Raw genomic sequence first — 19,436 nt, 5'->3', positions numbered from 1 at the left:
ACTAGATTAACTTAAAAATACTCTTAATTTGTCTAGCAAATAACCAATTTTTCGTACCGTAGTTATCATTTAAACTATCTAAATTAATAGATTGTCCGTTAGCAAACTTTAATTCTAACGTAGTATTTTTGTCATTTGTTTTTAAATTACTATTGGTAATGGCATCATACTTTAATTTTTCAATCTCAACATATTCGTCTTTTTCTTGTCCAATCACGACATGGTCTTGGAAGAAGAAAAAGACTTCTACTTTTTTACCGAAACAAAATACGTTTTTCGTATAAATTAATGTCGCGTTATCAAGTCCGACACATACTTCTTTCATTTCTTCCACAACGTGTCCAAAGTCTTCTTCATGTCTTGCATTTGATTCAGCAATCCATTCTTCGATTGTTTTCATGTTAATTGCCATACTGCGCCCCCTGGTTCGTTCATTGCTTCGTTTAAAAAATAAATACTATATGAAAATATAAGCGATACGTACGATGTTTTCAAGGGGGCACGGTATATTCAAAATAAAGTGAAACTTTATTTACTCCCTCATTGTAAAAAAAATAGCACTTTAAAAAGTGCTATTCCGCTCTCCTTGCCGCTTGCTGAATTGGGTCCCACACGCTGTTATATGGTGGTGCATAACTTAAGTCGACATCTTCTAAATCATGAATACTCATTTTATTGAAAAGCGCCATCGCAATCACATCAATACGTTTATCTACGCCTTCTTCTCCAATTACTTGTCCACCTAATAATTGTTTCGTGTCAGAACGGTATAGTAATTTTAAGGAAAGTGGTTTCGCATTTGGATAATAGCCTGCCATATTTGTGGAATCTACTTTGACTGTTTTATACGGGATATGTAGTCCTTTTGCTTCTTTTTCATTTAAGCCTGTTCTTGCAAGCGTCAAATTCATAAATTTAATAATGCCTGTACCTAACGTTCCTTTAAAAGCTCTTCGTTTATCCAGCATATTCAGCCCGGCAAGTCGCCCTTGTTTATTTGCAGTTGTTCCAATTGGAATATGGTCATAAATTTCTTTTATCACGTGATAATGTTTCGCACAATCACCAGCTGCATATACATCTTGCACATTCGTCTGCATATATGCATTTACCTCGATGGCCCCTTTATGATTTGTACGTATGTTCGTTCCTTCAAGAAAATCAGTATTCGGCTTCACTCCGACAGATACTAAAACAAGATCCGCTTTATACGTACCTTTATCCGTTTCAACTGCTTCTACTCGTTCATTCCCTTTGAACGCTTTTACATTTTCATTCGTTAAAATTTCAATATGATGTTTATCTGCTTCTTTATGTATATACTCCGCCATATCCGCATCATAAATCGTACCGATATGATCATTTCGCTCAATCATTCTTACTTTCTTACCAAGTTCGACGAATGTTTCTGCCATTTCCAGTCCGATTGCACCACCTCCAATAATCGTTACATCTTCAACTTTACTCGTTTCTAGCGTTTTTAATATGCGCTCAGCATCAGGAATTGTTTTTAAAAGATGAACACCTTGTAATTCCCGTCCCTCCCATTCTGGCATAACAGGACGCACTCCAGTCGCAATTAATAATCGATCATATGGAAATTCAAAGACATCTTTCGTCTTCGTATGCTCTGCATACACCATTTTCTTTTCCGTATCTACTTTCGTTACTTCATGACGCACTTTCGCATCAATTCCATATTTCTCACGAAACGTCTTCACGTTGCGCGCAATTAACTTTTCAGTTGAAGCGATAGCACCACTAATGACATACGGTAATCCACACTGAGCGTATGAATAAATTTCACCTTTTTCTAAAGTTACAACATTTGCATTTTCATCGTTTCTAACAATTTGCATAGCTGCACTCATACCAGCTGCATCTCCGCCAATAATGACATAGTTCACTTTACCACTCCTTCTTTTTTACATATTCTTTACGTTTTCCATATTTTATAGAAATAACACCTACTTCCATTGTAAAGAAAGAGAATTTCATCTTCAAATTTGGTGCACAAACTTATGTATGAATAGGTAACTGTCGTGTCTTATAAACAACATGTTTAATATGCTATAACAGTAACTATTGAAAGTAGGTGAAACATACATGTGCGCTGGTCTTCTCGCTCAGTTTCCAGAGGAACCGAAAGAACCGAAAGCCGCCCTCCCGCTTGAACAAGAATTTACCGTTAATGCAACATTATACAGTGCTCGCGCTTGGTTATCAGACAATGATACTTTCTCTCAAACTATTTGGAAAGCCACTCGCTTTGCTTCTGCATCACATGCTGGTAAGTCCATCTTCCCCGTCGGTACTATTAAAATTGTAAATGTTTCTGATGATACAATAACGGTTACTATATCATCAGAATCAGATGATACACTCAAAATAGTCGTTCCTCCTCATTCTGAAGCTGCCTTAACGTCTAGTTCTTTATCTGATGTGCAAGCCAGTACATCCGGGGGAGCAAGTAAAGTCACATTTCTCTTTCATATCTTTTTCTCTAGGGATCCTGGTCCAGCTAAATAACGATAGAAAAGGTACAGCAATATACACTGTACCTTTTTCAAGCGCTCTATTCTCTTGATTTGATTAGTTCAATATTATAAGTTTCGATATCTGTTAACGTTCCTGTAAAATAAGGATTCTCTCTATACCAAGACTGTTTTGCAAAATACGCTTGCATATCTTTCGTTTGAAAAATATGGCCATGCCTTGCATATATTTCGTTTCTAGCAATTTTCAACTGCTCTTTCGATAAATATGTTAAATCTGCGCTCGTTAATTTTCGAATATCACTATCAGGAAAGATGAAACCATTATATACATACTCAGTCGTAGGTGGCGGGGTAACATTATAAACAACTGGTTTTTCTGTACTTTTCTTTTGGAATGGAAGATTATAAGACGAGAGTGCCGTTACCGTCTCTACTTTTGTCGTTTCCCGTCCACTTTCTCCATTTCGTTCTAAATAAATCGTCGCACTTCCATCAGTCGCTACAGGCCCCCATGTAATTTCTTCTCCTGCCAGCGCTGTAACTGGTTTTTGATTTACGTACAATGTTGCACCAGGCGCGTTCGTTTGAACTGTAATATATTGACCTTGCAACGTTAAATCTACCGTTACGTTATTTTGGCTTTGTTTCATAAGTACAACCTTTTCCTCACGCAATAGTTTTACGTAGTCATTTTTATATTCTGATTGAAACAATTGATTTCCCGGAAGAAATGGCCCATATTGCTTCTCAAACTTTTTGTCATCTGTCTTATCAATTTCTTTTCCGTTCATTTTTAACGATACGTCTTTTTCATTTGTAAGCAAAGTTGTATAGTACGTCTTCGCTTTCAATTTATAGCGATCAAATATAAAGAAATACTTTCCGTCTTTCGTTAATGAAAAATCAGCTCTTTCTATTCCATCCCGTTGTTTTTCACCTTGTCTCAAGTATTCTCTTAATTCATTTACGTAAGATGGATTTTCTTTTATATATGAAAATAGAGGCGTTACGCTCTCTCTCGTTATCATAATCGATGGATCATCTGCCGTAACGATCTCAGCTAATTTCTCTCCGTCCCTCTCTTGTAAAATCGTAATCATCCGGTCTACTTGTGCCACCTGCGTATAATACGACGATCCGTACAAATACAATCCAATAATCGCTATAACAAATAGCGCTAACAGTGTAATGCCAACTTTTACACCACCGCTCATGTTCTTCTTTACTACAGAACGTCCCCTCTTCGTCCCGCAGTTTTGACAAAATTGCACACCATCTTCAAACTGAACTCCGCACTTTGTACATACCTTCATCCAGTCAACCACCTTTTCATTAGAAGCCAGTTATTCCTTGTGTTAAGGCTTGAATTATCGTGCTAATGTAAGACCAAAGTACAATGAATGTTGCAATTCCAATTAAAACATTCGCAATAATAAGTGTGTAAACGAGATCTAATCCGCCATTGGCTAGTTTTAATACCGCTACAGTTATACTAATCCCTATATAAGTTGTAGCTACCGATAATAATATCGGTAAGAAAAAGATTAATAAGAAACTAAAAAGAAAAGAAAGGACTAATATGACAATAGCCGGCGTCGCTATCGTTCCCCATATACCGAATACTTCAAGAAACGAAAAAGATGATTTCATCATCTTACCACTTACAAAAATAATAAATCCGACAAATAAAGTTAAAATTAATAAAAAGAAAAAGACCGTTATAGATGCTCCAAAAAACGTAGGAGTAGATATATCTGGTGCAAATGTTCTCGTAACTGCTGATGCTGCACTCATCATTCTATAAAAAATACATGCTCCTAAAAAACAAATAAGAATAAGACTTACAATTCCATTTCGCACTTCAATAGCGCCGCTTTTCATAATCGCTGTCGGTGCTTGTAATGCATGTTTAAAAAATTGAAAATAGCCGCTCGCAAACCGCTTCGCTTGTTCTACCGTTTCATTTGGCCCAGTTTTCTTCGCTTGTGCCGCACGTGCTTGTTCCGGCCCTTCTTCTTGACCACTACTTGCCACTACCTCTTCCGTTAACGAATGTCCACAATTCCCGCAAAATTTTGCCTCCGCTGCATTTTCTGTATGACATGACGGACATTTCATTCTCTTATCCCTCCTTAAGCATATACCATATAGGGTGTTACAAGTTCAATATATGACTTTGGACATAAAACATGACTACAAGAAAAAGATTCTGAAATCCTTCTTCCGAAAGAAAATATATGTGCTAGTAATCTTGAAAAAAAATGCTATTATGAAACAGAATAAATAATATTTTTAACAGATTGGATGACTGGCAATGGAATTGGTAAACTCAATTTTTCAAATACTCCTTACAAGCGTAATCCAATTATTATCTTTAATTGGCGTTATCATTGTAATTGGATTTCTATTAGGCTATTTAGAATCTCTCACACGCATGTATTGGTCGAGAGCTTTTGGAAGAAAAGGATTCCTATTAACGGCTTGGATTGGTGTTCCTATTCACGAACTTGGACATGCCATTATGTGCGTGCTGTTCCGTCATAAAATTGTAGCAACGCAGTTCTTCCCGACAGATACAAGTCAAGGGGCTTTAGGTTACGTACAACATCAATACAATCAAAAAAGTGTGTATCAACGGATTGGGAATTTCTTCATCGGCATTGGGCCTATTATTTCTGGTATTACTGCACTAATCCTTTTAATGCGCTATTTCGTACCAGAATCATATTTTTTATTTAATACAACTCTCGAAAAAACGATTGCTTCTACTTCTATTAATGTAGAAATGATCCAAAACATGCTCTTGTCGACGTTTGTATTATTGAAAAGCTTATTTACAATCGGCAATTTATTGAATCCTTCCTTTTGGTTATTTTTATTTATCGCCATTTGCATTTCCGCACATATCGCTTTAAGTAAACCAGACATTAAAGGATCAATAGACGGTGTTATCGTCATGTTTATCGTTTTATTTTTATTCAACATCATCGCGGGACTGTTTCAATACGACAGTAACCAGCTAATTGGACAGGTTATGAAATATAATATGTATCTCATTGCGTTTTCTAGTGTAGCACTGCTTTTCTCTTGTATTTCTACACTTGTTAGTTTTTCGTTTTATAAAATAAGAAGAGGGCGTTCTTTTTAAACGCCCTCTTCTTATTAATTATTCCCCTTATAATCACAATGCTCAACCGGAACGCGAGCATGCCCTTCTTCATCGGTACACCATGACTGTGATTGGAATGCAAGAAAGATACCAATCCATTCTTCTTCCTTTTCAAAGTGAATGAGTATCCCTCCGTCTTGCCATATGCCATTATCACCTTTCCATTTCTCTACATTCCCTTGATTCATGTGAATATCATGTATACCGTTTCCTGGTTTGAAATGAAAATAGGAATCTGGTGTATTTTCTTCTGATCCCCATCTTTCACCAAACGCGTAAATAATCGCTTTTTCTTCTATCGCTCGCTTTATATAACGTTCTATTTTTTCGTTTAAATCATTATCTGCTCCTGCTTTTTCGGGAGGCAAAGGAATCATTTGTTTTGAATCAAATAGATTTCCTCTTACATAATCTAAAGCCACTTTCGGTTCATTGTTTTTTATTTCTGTAAAACCGAATGGTAATGTCGGTAAAATATGAATTGCTTCTGATTTAATATTGTTACTCGCAAAATATAAAACTTCTGACGGATAACTTTGCGATTTTACGTTAATTGCAATACGATAATCTACTCCTACTTCATCTTGTAAATGAACTTGATAATGAGGTGTTTTCCCTTTTCCAATCTTTGATTGTATAACTGTACCTTTTAACACACCGTAGTTTTTTAGGGGCATACATTTCATCTCCTATTCATTTAGTAGAAGCTATTCATATTTAAATCATTATACACTCATAAAAAAAATCCTCCTATGTTAGGGGGATTTTTAATTTCTCAACATATACCAAACAATAACCTCTACCACTACAAGTAAAACCGCACCAAAGATCATTAACGTCGTCTTCTTTAATAGTTCATTTTCACGGTAAGGGATATTACATAAGTAAGCACCTAATGTAATCCGTGATGGACAAGCGATTGTCGCTACTGATGATGCGGTGTTTTGAAGTGTTGTGACATATTGCCACGGGAGTGCTACGTTTTGTGCGGTTTGCATTTGTAGTTTTATAAACATTGCATTTGATCCTGCGTTACTACCTGTTAAAAATCCACCAATAGCGCCAATAAACGGAGCAACAAAAACGAAAAAGCTTCCAAATGTTTCACCAGCTATTTTTGCAAGTAATGAATGCATGCCAGATGCACCCATTAGTTCTGAAATGGCGATAAACATTGTCGTCGTAATAGCAAATGGAATCCATTGTTTGATCGTTTGTGAGAATGATTGTTTAATAATATTAGACGGAATGCGGAAGAAAATAATAGTAAATAAGCAAGTCATACCGAGCCAAAATCCTGGTGAATATAGTAACTCTAGTTTGTAAGAGTATGATTTCAAATCAAGAACCGCATATGATCTGAACAAATCATGTAATGCTGGAACGAGGCGAGAAAGTAAAATACAAACTGTTAGAAATATATAAGGGCTAATAATTTTTATAATGGATACTTCTCTCTCCGTTGCAGCCGCATGTTCTGTTATAAGATTTTGCCCACTTTTTCCTTTTAATTTAATGATAAGAAAGCCAAATGTAATCGTAACGATAGAACTTAATATCCCGGCTAGTTCAACACTTACGTACGCATTAGAAAGATATATTCCGAGAGAAAATAATAGAAAGAACCCTGCTCCTTCTTTCCACTTTTCTATAACCGCTTGCCAGCCGCCAACAACGTGTAAAGAAAGAATAACGAAGTAAGCAAACATCGGAATACTTAATAGCGCTGTATTTGTACCAAGTGTTGTAAGAGGCATATTTATTAGCTGCGAACCGATAATCGTACCCGTTGCCATTGCGCCCCATGAACTAGCTAGTAAGCCGATGAATGAGAGCAGTACAGCTTGAAATGGTTTATAGCCTAGCGAAAGAAAAATAGGTGCTGCAACCATGAATCCAATACCAAATCCACTTACTGATTCAATAAGCGGGCAAATGCCAAAACACATAAGCAGCATTTGTAATAAGCGATCATGTGTGATTTCTTCTAAAAAACGTGCTACTTGATCGATGTATCCCATTTTGTTCATGAGGTGAAATAAAAAAATACCGAAAAATAAAACGTACCCGACAATAAAACAAATTAACCATCCTTTAATCGTTGCGTGCACAGTTTCACTTATCCCTAATCGAAACGTTGGCGAGAGTAAAACGATTCCGACAGACACTGCATAAGAAATTAACGAGGACCTTAATGACGTTTGTTTAAATAAAAATAAACAAATGAAAATCATCATAATTGGGATAAGCGCCAACAACATGGCCATGTTATCATCTCATTTCGTTTAAAATACAATTTTTAACTATTATATAACAGATGTTATAATTTTCAATTGTTTTTACAACAGATTCAAAAAAGGAACCAAACGGCTCCTTTTCATTCACTCCCATTTTCTATTATCTTGAAAAACTGTCTGCTTTCCGACTATTTCTTTCAACACAACAAACACAATGTAAGTACATATTGCTTGCAATATAATATTCCAAAATTTCATTAATGTAAATGAATGAATCCGTAGAAATAATTCATTTAATAATACAATCGAAACGATACTAAATAATTCTATACTAATCGAAAATAGACATATTTCTAAAATAGACTGTTCTTGAATGCGATTTAAGTTGGAAAAGATGAATACATATCCTAAAAATAGAGCCATTAACTCTATTTTCGTCATGCTAATTAGCCAAGCGTATAGCGGTACAGTTAAAAATAGATATAGTAGTTTACGTCTTAGCATGCCTTCTCTCCCCTTTAATTATATGTATTTTCTGTATATTTTAACATTTATTACGCAAAACAAAAAGAAGAGACTACGCCTCTTCTTTTTGTTTTGTTGCATATATTAATTCACATATTTCTTCTCGCTTTTCATTTTCTAAAAGCTCAATGATCTTACTTCCAACGACAACGCCGTCGCATATTGTAACCATTTCTTCTACATGTTCTTTTGTTGAGATGCCGAATCCAGCGACTACTGGTAAGTTGACGTGTGATTTTACTTTTTCTAAGTAACTATGAATCTCCTCTTTAAAATTTTGACGTACTCCTGTTACGCCCGCTACTGTAACGGCGTATACGAATCCTTCTGATTCACTCGTAATTTTTTTGATTCGCTCAATTGGGCTCGTTACGGTAACGAGTGGAATTAAAGCGATATTCGCCTCTCGAAGGAGCGGCGCAATAATATCTTGTTCTTCATACGGTAAATCTGGAACGATGATGCCGTCTACACCCGCTTCTAAGCATCTCTCAATGAATTGTTCTTTTCCGAATGCGAGTACTGGATTTAAATATGTCATGAGTACAAACGGAATTTGTACTTCTTTCCTTACCTCTATCAATGCTTGAAAAATGCCTTTTACTGTTACACCGCCATCTAGCGCTCGTTTCCCTGCTCTTTGAATCGTTGGACCGTCTGCAACTGGATCTGAAAACGGGATGCCAATTTCAACGATGCTCGCTCCCGCTTCATCTAAAAAACGAATTCTTTCTTTTAATTTTTCAAGACCACCATCTCCGCCCATTACGTACGGAATAAATGCTTTCTTACCACTTTCAAACGCTGCTTTAATTTTTTCTACTCCCATTTTTCACACCTCTTCCATATAACGTTTTATACTCTCTACATCTTTATCGCCGCGGCCAGATAAACAAATGACAAGTCCCTCATCTTCCTTCATTTTCGGAGCTAATTTTAATGCGTATGCGACAGCATGTGAACTTTCTAACGCTGGGATAATGCCTTCTTTTCTCGTTAATAATTGAAATGCTTCTAATGCTTCTTCGTCTGTTATCGAATGATAAGAAACGCGGCCAATATCTTTTAGCAAACTATGTTCTGGACCAACACCTGGATAATCAAGTCCTGCTGAAATAGAGTGAGCTTCTTGAATTTGTCCTTCTTCATTTTGTAGAAGATACATCATCGATCCGTGTAAAACGCCGACGCTTCCTTTCGTTAAAGTCGCTGCATGCTTTTCTGTATGAACGCCTTTTCCGGCTGCTTCTACGCCGTAAAGAGTGACTTCTTCATCGTGTACGAATGGATAAAACATTCCCATCGCATTACTACCACCACCAATACAAGCAACGACTGCTTCTGGTAACTTTCCTTCTAACGCCTCATATTGTTTTTTCGTTTCATTTCCAATTACACTTTGGAAATCACGGACAATTTGCGGGAATGGATGTGGTCCGAGAACAGATCCCATAATGTAGTGCGTATCATGCACATGTGAAACCCAGTAACGAAGCGCCTCGTTTACCGCATCTTTTAATGTACCGCTACCTGCCGCTACACTTTCTACTTTCGCTCCGAGTAATTCCATTCGGAACACATTTAATTTTTGACGTCTTACATCTTCTTCTCCCATAAAAATGACGCATTCTAATCCGAGAAGAGCACATACAGTAGCTGTTGCGACTCCGTGTTGTCCAGCTCCTGTTTCAGCGACAACTTTTTTCTTGCCCATTCGTACCGCAAGAAGCGCCTGACCAATTGTATTGTTAATTTTATGAGCCCCTGTATGATTCAAATCTTCACGTTTTAAATAAATCTTTGCACCTCCGCAATACTCCGTCATATTCTCAGCGAAATAAAGCGGTGTTTCTCTTCCGACATACGTTTTTAAATAATGATTTAATTCCTTTTGAAATGCTTCATCTTCCATCGCCTCTTTATACGCTTCTTCTAGTTCTAATACAGATTGCATTAACGTTTCTGGAACGTATCGTCCTCCATATATACCGTAGTGACCTTTTTCATCTGGATATGCGTAATTCATTTGGAACACTCCTTCGCTTTTTTAATAAATTGTTTTATTTTCTCTACATCTTTCTTTCCTTCCGTCTCTACTCCGCTACTTACATCAACCATATATGGTCGAACAGTTTGAATTGCTTCTTCTATATTAAGAGCGTTTAATCCACCAGCTAATATCGTTTTCTCTCGTAATTCTTTTGGCATATACCCAAGTAATTCCCAAGAAAATGTCTTTCCATTTCCTCCGTGAAACTTTTCCTTCGGGCTATCAAATAATATATAATCCGTTTCATACCCTTGGGCGTTTTTCATATCACTCTCTGAAGTTACTCCTAGCGACTTTATAGACGGAATATTCAATCTTCTAATTTGATAATTGTCTTCATCCCCATGTAGTTGTACATGTGTTAACCCGCACTCATCTGCAATTTTCTGGATCACTTCTACTGATTCATTTACGAAAACACCGATTTTTAACACGTTGGCTGGAAGCTCCTGAATGATTTCTTCCGCTCTCTTTGGAGTGATTTTTCGCTTACTTTCTGCAAAAACAAATCCGAGTGCATCTGCTCCGTATTCGCAAGCACGTTTTGCTGTTTCCATATCAGTGATGCCGCAAATTTTCACTTTCATATGTTCACCTTACAATCTTCAAAAAAGGTACGAATAGAAGATGATGTCATAAGTGCTTCTCCAACTAATACACCTTTTGCTCCAGCTCTTTTAACACGGATAATATCCTCTTTTGAATGAATCCCGCTTTCGCTAATCCAAAGTAATTTCTCCTCATTTAATCGTTTTCCAAGCTTTTCTGTTTGGCCTAAATCGACTTCGAATGTTTTTAAATTACGGTTGTTAATACCGATAACGTGCGGATTTAATTCGATTGCAATTTCTAATTCCTCTTCATCATGAACTTCAACAATTGCTTCTAATCTTTTTTCTCGTACATAGCTATATAGCTCTTTTAATTTCTCTTTCGTTAAAGCTGCTACAATTAATAAAATAATATCTGCGCCAGCTTCATATGCTCTATCAATTTGAATCTTATCGATTATGAAATCTTTACATAAAAGCGGAATGTTACTTTCTTCTCTTGCCGTTTGTAAATCATGAAACGACCCTTTAAAAAATTGACCGTCTGTTAAAACAGAAACTGCTCCTGCGCCACATTCTTCGTATGTTTTCACTTGTTTTCGTACATCAACGTGTAAATTGATATCTCCTTTTGATGGTGACGCTCGCTTTACTTCTGCAATAACAGTAAACTGCTGTAATGATTCTACGAGTGAATGTGTCTTTCTTTTTGCTTTTACTGGTGTATATATTTCACATAACTCCGCAACTTCCTTTTTCTTCTGTTCTACAATTTTATCTAAAATCGTCTCCACTTTAGTTCACCCTTTCTAATTTTTCGTTGCTTGCTGCAATTAATAAGTTTAATTTGGCTAATGCTTTTCCAGAGTCAATGCTATGTGCCGCGAGGTTAATTCCTTCTTCAATCGTTTCCGTTTTTCCATTTGCGAAAAGAGCTAGACCTGCATTTAATAAAACGGTATCGCGGTAAACACTCTTTTCTCCGCTCAATACGCCGACTGTAATCTTTGCATTTTCTTTCGAATCCCCGCCTCTAATCTCTTCATTGTTCACTATTGAGAAACCGTATTTCTCAGGTTCAATACTCGTTTCTACTATTTCATTATCTTTTAAAAGAACTACGTGATTTTCCCCTTGTAATGATGCTTCATCTAAAAAACCACTTCCATTTACGACAAGCGCTTGTTTCCGGCCTAACTTTTGTAATACTTGTGCAACTGGTAATAACATATCTCGTTTATAAATACCCACAAATTGTGTTTCTAAATTCACTGGATTTGTTAAAGGGCCAATTAAATTAAAGATCGTCGGAACATTTAATTCTTTTCTTATTTTCATAATGCGCCTTAATGCTGGATGCATCGCTGGTGCAAATAAGAAGGCAATGCCCACATGCTCTAATAAATAATCAATTTCGTTTGGCGTACTACTAATATTTACACCGAGTTCTTCTAATAAATCTGCACTTCCTGTTTTACTAGAAACAGCGCGATTACCATGTTTTGCAACCTTTACACCTGCTCCTGCCAGTACGAATGCTGATGTTGTGCTAATATTAAACGTTTGGGCACCGTCACCACCTGTCCCGCAATTGTCCATCGCGCCTTGTATATGGTTCGAAAATGGTAATGCCTTTTCACGAAGAGCTCGAACGAGACCGTATATTTCTTCTGCTGTTTCACCTTTCGCTTTCAGTAATACTAAAAAAGCTGCAATTTCACTTTCCAATATGTTTTCATTTAATAAAAGAAGCCCTGCTTTATACATTTCCTCTTCTGTTAAATGTTGCCCCTCCACTAATTTACGAAGATAGTTATTCATACTCTTTCCTCCTCTTTCACTTCGCCTAAAAAGGCATGTATTAACTTTCCGCCTTCTTCTGTTGCGATTGATTCCGGATGAAACTGTAATCCGAAGAGCGGATAATAATTGTGACGAACTGCCATTATTTCTCCGTCGTCCATCGCTGTCGCTAATATGTCAAAACACTCTGGCAAGCTCGTTTGCTCTGCAACAAGGGAATGATAGCGCATTGCTGTTAGCGGCTGCATCACATATGAAAAGATTGACGTTCCGTTATGTTTCACACGCGATGTTTTTCCGTGTCTAATACGTTCTGCTCTAACAATGTCTCCTCCAAATGCAGCTATGATCGCTTGGTGACCAAGACAAATCCCTAATATAGGAACGTTCTTATAAAAATGACCGATGACGTCGATACAAATGCCAGCATCCTCTGGTTTTCCTGGTCCTGGTGAAAGTACAATTCCTCTTGGATTCATCTCTTCTAAATGTTCTATCGTTATTTCATCATTTCTTACAACTACAATTTCTTCTTCATGTTCGCCTAACAGTTGGTACAAGTTATATGTGAACGAATCGTAATTATCGATAAGTACAATCATTTCATTACCTCCAAAAGCGCTCTCGCTTTATTTAATGTTTCTTCATATTCAGCTACTGGATCTGAATCGTAAACGACTCCTGCTCCTGCCTGAACGTATGCTTTTTCATCCTTTACGACCATCGTTCGGATGGCGAGCGCCATATCAAGATTTCCTGAAAAACTAACGTATCCAACTGCACCAGCGTATACATTTCTTTTTTCATTCTCTAGTTCATTTATAATTTCCATCGCTCTAATTTTCGGAGCTCCAGAAACCGTCCCTGCTGGTAAGCAATACGCTAACGCATCAAATCCGCTCATTTGTTTTCGCAATGTTCCGTAAACTTCAGATACAATGTGCATAACGTGAGAGTATTTTTCTACTTTCATATATTTATCTATCGTAACCGAGCCAATTTCGCTCACTCTACCAATATCGTTTCGCCCAAGATCTACAAGCATCATATGCTCTGCTCGCTCTTTCTCATTGCCTAACAGTTCTTTTGCGATTTCCTCATCTTCCCTCTTCGTTTTCCCTCTTGGTCTCGTACCAGCAATTGGATTCGTCATCACTTTATCCTCCCTTACTGATAGTAAACTTTCCGGCGAAGAACCGAGTACAACATAATCTTGGAAATCGATATAAAACATATATGGTGATGGATTTGCAATTCGAAGTTTTCGATATAACGCGAATGGATCACCAATACATTCACTTTGTAAACGCTGTGACAGTACGACTTGGAATATATCTCCCGCTCTTACATATTCTTTGGCCATTTCTACCATCTCACAAAACTCTTTTTCCGTTATAGAAGAAGTGAATGATAATGTGGATGGTATTGCATTTACTTCAGCTTCTTCTCCTTGTAGCACTTCTTCTTTGTATACTCGTAGTCTTTCGTATACTTCCTCATAATTTGCTGAATCATCTTCCCTGCATACATATACAAACGACAACTTTTGGCGTAAATGATCGTAAACGATAAACTCACGATATAGTAAAAGGTGTACTTCCGGAATATTTAATGGGTCGTGTAAATCCGCTCCAATGTTTTCATACTGCCGAATGACATCATATCCAATATAACCAACTGCTCCTCCGCAAAATGGAAATGGACTGTCTACTTGTGATGGTGCAACTACTTCTTCTAACACTTGTAGTACGTTACCTTGTAACTTTTCTGCGCGGTCGAAAATCGTTCGTTCCACTTCCGTACCAACGCTTTTCACTTCTCCATAAGGATTACATCCTAAGTAAGAATAACGCCCTTTATCTTGATGAAGCTGTGAACTTTCTAATAAGAATTTCTTCTTCCCTTTCATACGTCTATATAAAGAAATTGGCGTAATGCTATCTCCTTCTTCTTCAGTGATTACTAAAAATGTCTTTCTCTCTCTTTTTTGTTTTATAAATTCTTCTTTCGTCATCATGTCCTTCACCTCGCCCTGAAAAATAAAAAAGTCCTCTACATATCGAAAATATGTAGAGGACGATAAATATACCGCGGTACCACCTCGTGTTGGATGCAAAAGCATCCCGCTTTGTTCAGGTACAAAATTTATACCTTATCCTTGTAACGGCGGAACCCGGGTTGCCTACTGAATATAATTGTTCAGCATACCTCTCGTAAGCCCATTCCGTATATGGCACCGTACCGGGCTCCCACCTATTCCCGGCTCTCTGTAACGTCTCCAATATACGTACTCTTCTTACTTAAACGATTTCATTTATTTAATTTTTTATACACAAAAAGGGAGTACTCATCCTATAGAAAGGACGGGTACTCCCGTGGTGCCACCTTAATTCGTTACAAATGTAACGCACTTTACCGTATCAAAAACAATACGTGTCTCTTGTATCGATGAGATCATGTCGCCAAAGCCTACTTCTTTCGTTTCGGTTTGGAAGCTCCGAAGCCCATTCCACATCAATTCCATACTGATTCGCACCAACCATCAGCTCTCTGACATGTTCATCATGTGTACTCTTCTTCATCAACGCTTGCATTTTTTTAAGTTGCACTCATTATAGACCTGACTTTTTTCACAAGTCAATACTTTTTTAAAAATTTTATTTTTCTTTCCTTTCAATATTATATTGACAAAACAACCTCTTTTTATGTAAATATAATAAATACTCTATTAAAAATAAGGTTTTTTGTATGAATATTATATATTAAAAAAGTAAAATGACGCCAAAAAACGCTTACATTTCTGAAAATTCGTATTTCTATATGGATTTTTCAGAATAATCATGATAGATTATAAAGTGAAACTTTAATCAGTGGGGGGTGTTCATCCCCACTGATTATTAGTTGAACCAATCGGGCATTTACGGGCAGTTGATCTCCCACCTAACTTCCTTGCACAGCCAATTTTAAGGTGGGAGTTTTACTACCCGTTAATGCGGGATAAATATGCATAACGCATCAAAAGACATGACAAAAGGAAGGGGAACTATATGAGTACGCAGATGTTAACTTTAACTTCAATCTCTATCTACATGCTCGGGATGTTAGTAATTGGCTATTTCGCCTATAAACGAACGTCCAACTTAACAGATTATATGCTTGGCGGGCGTACACTAGGACCCGCAGTAACGGCATTAAGTGCTGGAGCATCCGATATGAGTGGTTGGCTTTTAATGGGATTACCAGGTGCAATGTTTAGCGTTGGATTAAGTAGTAGTTGGATTGCGATCGGCCTAACACTAGGCGCATACGCAAACTGGCTTTATGTTGCTCCTCGCTTACGTACCTACTCAGAAATTGCAAATAACTCTATTACTATTCCAGAATTTTTGGAACACCGTTTCCACGACAAATCTCATATGCTACGTTTAGTATCTGGACTTGTTATTATGATTTTCTTTACTTTCTATGTAGCTTCAGGATTAGTTTCAGGCGCTGTATTATTTGAAAATTCATTTGGCATGAACTATCATGTTGGATTATTCATTGTAGCAGGCGTTGTTGTAGCTTACACATTATTTGGTGGTTTCTTAGCAGTAAGTTGGACAGACTTCGTGCAAGGAATCATTATGGTAGTTGCTCTTATTCTTGTTCCTATCGTAACAATTATGAATTCGAACGGACTTGGACCTGCATTTGATACAATTCGATCTGTAGATCCAACACGTCTAGATATTTTTAAAGGTGCCTCTACTTTAGGAATGATTTCTCTATTCGCATGGGGCCTTGGTTATGTCGGACAACCTCATATTATCGTACGCTTTATGGCAATTTCTTCTGTAAAAGAACTTAAAAGCGCACGAAGAATTGGTATGAGCTGGATGATTTTCTCTGTTGTTGGAGCTATGTTTACTGGTCTTATTGGTATTGCTTACTATTCACAACAAGAGTTAACATTATCTAACCCAGAAACAATTTTCCTTGAACTTGGGAAAATTTTATTCCACCCACTTATTACTGGATTTTTATTAGCCGCTATTTTAGCAGCGATTATGAGTACAATCTCATCTCAGTTACTCGTTACTTCTAGTGCCGTAACGGAAGACTTATATCGTACATTCTTCAAACGTTCTGCATCTGATAAAGAACTTGTATTTGTCGGTCGTATGGCTGTACTTGTTATTGCATTAGTTGGGTGCGCTTTAGCGTTTAAACAAAATGATACGATTTTAGCTCTTGTTGGATACGCTTGGGCTGGTTTTGGTTCTTCATTCGGACCTGCTATTTTATTAAGCTTATATTGGAAACGTATGACGAAATGGGGCGCGCTTGCTGGTATGATTTCTGGTGCCGCTACAGTCATTATTTGGACTCAATTCAAATTCTTAAAAGATTTCTTATATGAAATGATTCCAGGTTTTGCCATTAGTTTACTAGCCATCGTAATTGTTAGTTTACTAACACAACCTTCAAAAGAAGTTGAAGAGCAATTTGAGGATTTCGAAAAACAACATCGTCATAATTTATAAAAAAATCTCTGCTGTTATCGTAACAGCAGAGATTTTTTACAGTTCGACAATCTTCTTATCAAATTTAACAAATTCTTTATGTTTCGTTAAATTTAACATAACACTACTCCTTTATAGTATGAGTATCAGCACTTATACAGAAAGGGGACTCCAACATGTTAGCAGCTTTCCAGCAACAACAAACACGAAAATTTTCACCTATCACAAATACTTCTGCGTCTTGTTTAAACATGCAACCTAACCCGCCTAAAATTTCAATTGCTCCTTCTGTTATTTCAGTCATCGGTGTTCATATGGAAAAACATAAATTAAAAATAAAAACGGGACAAAACATTGTGTTAGCAGCTTCCATTTTGCCAATACAAGCAACGAATAAAGAGCTTATTTGGTCAAATATGAATTCTGATATCATCACCATATATCCAAAAGGTGACACCGTGACGATTACTGGAAAAAGTGCAGGTAAAGCAGTCGTAATTGTCACAACTGCTGAAGGCAAATTCCGTGACCTATGTGTCATTCATGTACAACCTTATATGACAAATCCAAAGTAAAAGAGTGGCTTCATAGCCACTCTTTTACTTGATTTCAATATTTAAGTTTTTACTTTTTACAAGGTTAATAAATTATTCTTTATTTCTTGGAGAAATAATTTCTGTTTTATGTGTATCGTAAACAATTTCAAGTCGGTCAAATGATAATGCATGAGCTGCTATTGGATTTTTCGTATTTGAAATTTGTTTTATATCTCTTATAAATATACGTTTTGTAACGAGACCCGATCTAATTGTAATTATTTCTTCCCCGGCAATATATTTTGCCAAAAACCAACTCCAGCTAAACAACATTGCTAATGGAATTGTAAAAAGCAAAAGAAAATATTCTCTCCCTACAAAAATTGTCGCAAAATAAGCACCAAAAACAATGAAAACAAGTGGATATAACCATGTATCTTTTTTTGATGGAAATTCGATTTCCATCCCCCTTCTATGCCCATATTTCTATAAAACAAAAAGAGAAGTATCACAACTTCTCTTTTCTCCCCTAACACTATAATTCCTGTGTATACACCGGCTCGTTTACGACGTTTTTTGCTGTACGTTTTTGTTGCTGCAGTAAGAAAACAGATACACCAAACAATACGAGCATGCTACCGATAATTTGCATTGCATTTAATTTTTCTCCAAGTAAGAAGAACGCAAGTATAGATGCTCCAACAGGTTCTCCTAAAATACTCATTGAAATTGTCGTTGCATTTACATAATTTAACAGCCAATTATTAATTACATGTGACACTGTCGGCACAACCGCAAGTAAAAGAAAAACGGTCCAATCCCATTTCGTATAACCTGTAAAAGGTACTTGTAATATGACATTATAAATCCCCATAAAAAAACCTGCGAACGCAAAGACTGTAAAACTATAAATCCAGTGTGATACTTTCTTTACTGTCGTTTGCCCGATAAATAAATAACCGACAACTGCTATTACACTTAGAAAGGATAATATGTCTCCATAAATTGCTTGCTTACTTAACCCTAAATCTCCCCAACCAATGCACATTACCCCTAAAATAGCGATTCCCATCGTTGCAATGGCTGAATATGTTGTTCTTTCTTTAAACAGAAAAAAACCTCCAACTAAAGATACGATCGGTTGAAGTGCCAAAATAATTGTTGAACTAGCAACTGTTGTATGCTTTAAAGATTCAAACCATAAAAGAAAATGAAGTGCTAAAAAGAAACCAGATCCAATTAAAAAGCCCCAATCTTTCATTTGAATCCTATTAAATTCCTCTCTTTTTTTCCATACGATAGGCAGCATAATAAGTACGATAATCCATAAGCGGTACATACTTAATATTGAAGATGGTGCTGAGGACATCTTTACAAAAACTGCTGCAAAGGAAATGGCAATTATAGAAATAGCCAATGGTAGTGCGATTGATTTTTCTTGTTTCAAATCCTGTCTCCCCTCTCACCTGTCAAAAATCCCACTTCATTATATCCGTTTTCTTTCGTAACTTAAATACTAATTTTTTAGATTCTTCGTACCATTATGGTAAAATAGAAATTAA

The 19,436-nt window shown here is 36.7% G+C and carries 20 protein-coding genes and 2 other annotated features; of the genes, 4 read left to right on the top strand and 16 right to left on the bottom strand.

Annotation, left to right across the window (positions count from 1 at the left end):
* Position 1 precedes the first annotated feature (1 nt).
* A complete protein-coding gene (locus tag BAQ53_RS06075) occupies positions 2-412 on the bottom strand; it encodes a DUF3908 family protein (RefSeq protein ID WP_000996782.1) in 411 nt (136 codons plus the stop codon).
* Positions 413-572: 160 nt separating this feature from the next.
* Positions 573-1,907: an FAD-dependent oxidoreductase gene (locus tag BAQ53_RS06070; RefSeq protein WP_208906609.1), complete on the bottom strand. Its 1,335-nt coding sequence runs from the start codon at positions 1,905-1,907 to the stop codon at positions 573-575.
* Positions 1,908-2,106: 199 nt separating this feature from the next.
* Between BAQ53_RS06070 and BAQ53_RS06065 the strand changes: the two genes are divergently transcribed.
* Positions 2,107-2,529, top strand: a complete 423-nt coding sequence (locus tag BAQ53_RS06065; protein ID WP_000332395.1) for a hypothetical protein — start codon at positions 2,107-2,109, stop codon at positions 2,527-2,529.
* 46 nt (positions 2,530-2,575) lie between these two features.
* Here BAQ53_RS06065 and BAQ53_RS06060 read toward each other — a convergent pair whose 3' ends face one another.
* Positions 2,576-3,811: a TcaA 3rd/4th domain-containing protein gene (locus tag BAQ53_RS06060; RefSeq protein WP_208906608.1), complete on the bottom strand. Its 1,236-nt coding sequence runs from the start codon at positions 3,809-3,811 to the stop codon at positions 2,576-2,578.
* A 19-nt stretch (positions 3,812-3,830) separates the two neighbouring features.
* Positions 3,831-4,616 (bottom strand): zinc ribbon domain-containing protein, encoded by a 786-nt coding sequence (locus BAQ53_RS06055; RefSeq protein WP_208906607.1) that lies wholly within the window; start codon positions 4,614-4,616, stop codon positions 3,831-3,833.
* A gap of 196 nt (positions 4,617-4,812) precedes the next feature.
* On the opposite strand from BAQ53_RS06055, the gene BAQ53_RS06050 reads away from it, so the two are divergent.
* Positions 4,813-5,646, top strand: a complete 834-nt coding sequence (locus BAQ53_RS06050) for a hypothetical protein (RefSeq protein WP_000424529.1) — start codon at positions 4,813-4,815, stop codon at positions 5,644-5,646.
* A gap of 14 nt (positions 5,647-5,660) precedes the next feature.
* On the opposite strand, the gene BAQ53_RS06045 is transcribed toward BAQ53_RS06050, so the two are convergent.
* From BAQ53_RS06045 to trpE, 10 genes are all read right to left on the bottom strand, one after another.
* Positions 5,661-6,344: a DUF2278 family protein gene (locus BAQ53_RS06045; protein WP_208906606.1), complete on the bottom strand. Its 684-nt coding sequence runs from the start codon at positions 6,342-6,344 to the stop codon at positions 5,661-5,663.
* Positions 6,345-6,434: 90 nt separating this feature from the next.
* Positions 6,435-7,934, bottom strand: coding sequence for an L-lactate permease (locus BAQ53_RS06040; RefSeq protein ID WP_208906605.1), 1,500 nt, complete (start codon positions 7,932-7,934; stop codon positions 6,435-6,437).
* A 114-nt stretch (positions 7,935-8,048) separates the two neighbouring features.
* Positions 8,049-8,408 carry a DUF4029 domain-containing protein gene (locus tag BAQ53_RS06035; protein ID WP_000946131.1) on the bottom strand — a complete coding sequence of 120 codons (360 nt, stop codon included), beginning with the start codon at positions 8,406-8,408 and terminating at the stop codon, positions 8,049-8,051.
* A gap of 73 nt (positions 8,409-8,481) precedes the next feature.
* Positions 8,482-9,258 (bottom strand): tryptophan synthase subunit alpha, encoded by a 777-nt coding sequence (gene trpA / locus BAQ53_RS06030; protein WP_000537841.1) that lies wholly within the window; start codon positions 9,256-9,258, stop codon positions 8,482-8,484.
* 3 nt (positions 9,259-9,261) lie between these two features.
* Complete coding sequence (gene trpB, locus BAQ53_RS06025) at positions 9,262-10,455, bottom strand: tryptophan synthase subunit beta (protein WP_001105002.1); 1,194 nt, start codon at positions 10,453-10,455, stop codon at positions 9,262-9,264.
* Positions 10,452-11,066, bottom strand: a complete 615-nt coding sequence (locus tag BAQ53_RS06020; RefSeq protein ID WP_000865119.1) for a phosphoribosylanthranilate isomerase — start codon at positions 11,064-11,066, stop codon at positions 10,452-10,454. The genes trpB and BAQ53_RS06020 overlap by 4 nt, the downstream gene beginning before the upstream one ends.
* Entirely contained in the window at positions 11,063-11,824 is a 762-nt protein-coding gene (gene trpC / locus BAQ53_RS06015) for an indole-3-glycerol phosphate synthase TrpC (protein ID WP_208906604.1), read from the bottom strand. Before trpC ends, BAQ53_RS06020 begins: the two co-directional genes overlap by 4 nt.
* 1 nt (position 11,825) lies before the next feature.
* Positions 11,826-12,851, bottom strand: a complete 1,026-nt coding sequence (gene trpD, locus BAQ53_RS06010) for an anthranilate phosphoribosyltransferase (protein ID WP_208906603.1) — start codon at positions 12,849-12,851, stop codon at positions 11,826-11,828.
* Entirely contained in the window at positions 12,848-13,435 is a 588-nt protein-coding gene (locus BAQ53_RS06005) for an anthranilate synthase component II (protein ID WP_208906602.1), read from the bottom strand. Before BAQ53_RS06005 ends, trpD begins: the two co-directional genes overlap by 4 nt.
* Positions 13,432-14,850, bottom strand: coding sequence for an anthranilate synthase component I (gene trpE, locus BAQ53_RS06000; protein WP_002181772.1), 1,419 nt, complete (start codon positions 14,848-14,850; stop codon positions 13,432-13,434). The genes BAQ53_RS06005 and trpE overlap by 4 nt, the downstream gene beginning before the upstream one ends.
* A 52-nt stretch (positions 14,851-14,902) precedes the next feature.
* Positions 14,903-15,147 (bottom strand) — a binding site (T-box leader).
* 42 nt (positions 15,148-15,189) lie between these two features.
* Positions 15,190-15,427: a binding site (T-box leader), on the bottom strand.
* Positions 15,428-15,880: 453 nt separating this feature from the next.
* On the opposite strand from trpE, the gene putP reads away from it, so the two are divergent.
* Both putP and BAQ53_RS05990 read left to right on the top strand, forming a co-directional pair.
* Positions 15,881-17,359, top strand: a complete 1,479-nt coding sequence (gene putP / locus BAQ53_RS05995; RefSeq protein ID WP_000107210.1) for a sodium/proline symporter PutP — start codon at positions 15,881-15,883, stop codon at positions 17,357-17,359.
* A gap of 155 nt (positions 17,360-17,514) precedes the next feature.
* Positions 17,515-17,913 (top strand): Ig-like domain-containing protein, encoded by a 399-nt coding sequence (locus tag BAQ53_RS05990; RefSeq protein ID WP_000878730.1) that lies wholly within the window; start codon positions 17,515-17,517, stop codon positions 17,911-17,913.
* 72 nt (positions 17,914-17,985) lie between these two features.
* On the opposite strand, the gene BAQ53_RS05985 is transcribed toward BAQ53_RS05990, so the two are convergent.
* Both BAQ53_RS05985 and BAQ53_RS05980 read right to left on the bottom strand, forming a co-directional pair.
* Positions 17,986-18,333: a PH domain-containing protein gene (locus BAQ53_RS05985; protein WP_046945139.1), complete on the bottom strand. Its 348-nt coding sequence runs from the start codon at positions 18,331-18,333 to the stop codon at positions 17,986-17,988.
* A gap of 76 nt (positions 18,334-18,409) precedes the next feature.
* A complete protein-coding gene (locus BAQ53_RS05980; protein ID WP_208906601.1) occupies positions 18,410-19,321 on the bottom strand; it encodes a DMT family transporter in 912 nt (303 codons plus the stop codon).
* Positions 19,322-19,436 lie beyond the last annotated feature (115 nt).

Origin of the sequence: Bacillus sp. B25(2016b) (assembly GCF_001679765.1) — a bacterium.
In the GTDB taxonomy this organism is placed as follows: Bacteria; Bacillota; Bacilli; order Bacillales; family Bacillaceae_G; genus Bacillus_A; species Bacillus_A thuringiensis_K.
The sequence above is the reverse complement of the archived record's forward strand: the minus strand, read 5'-3'. Positions and strand labels throughout refer to the sequence as shown.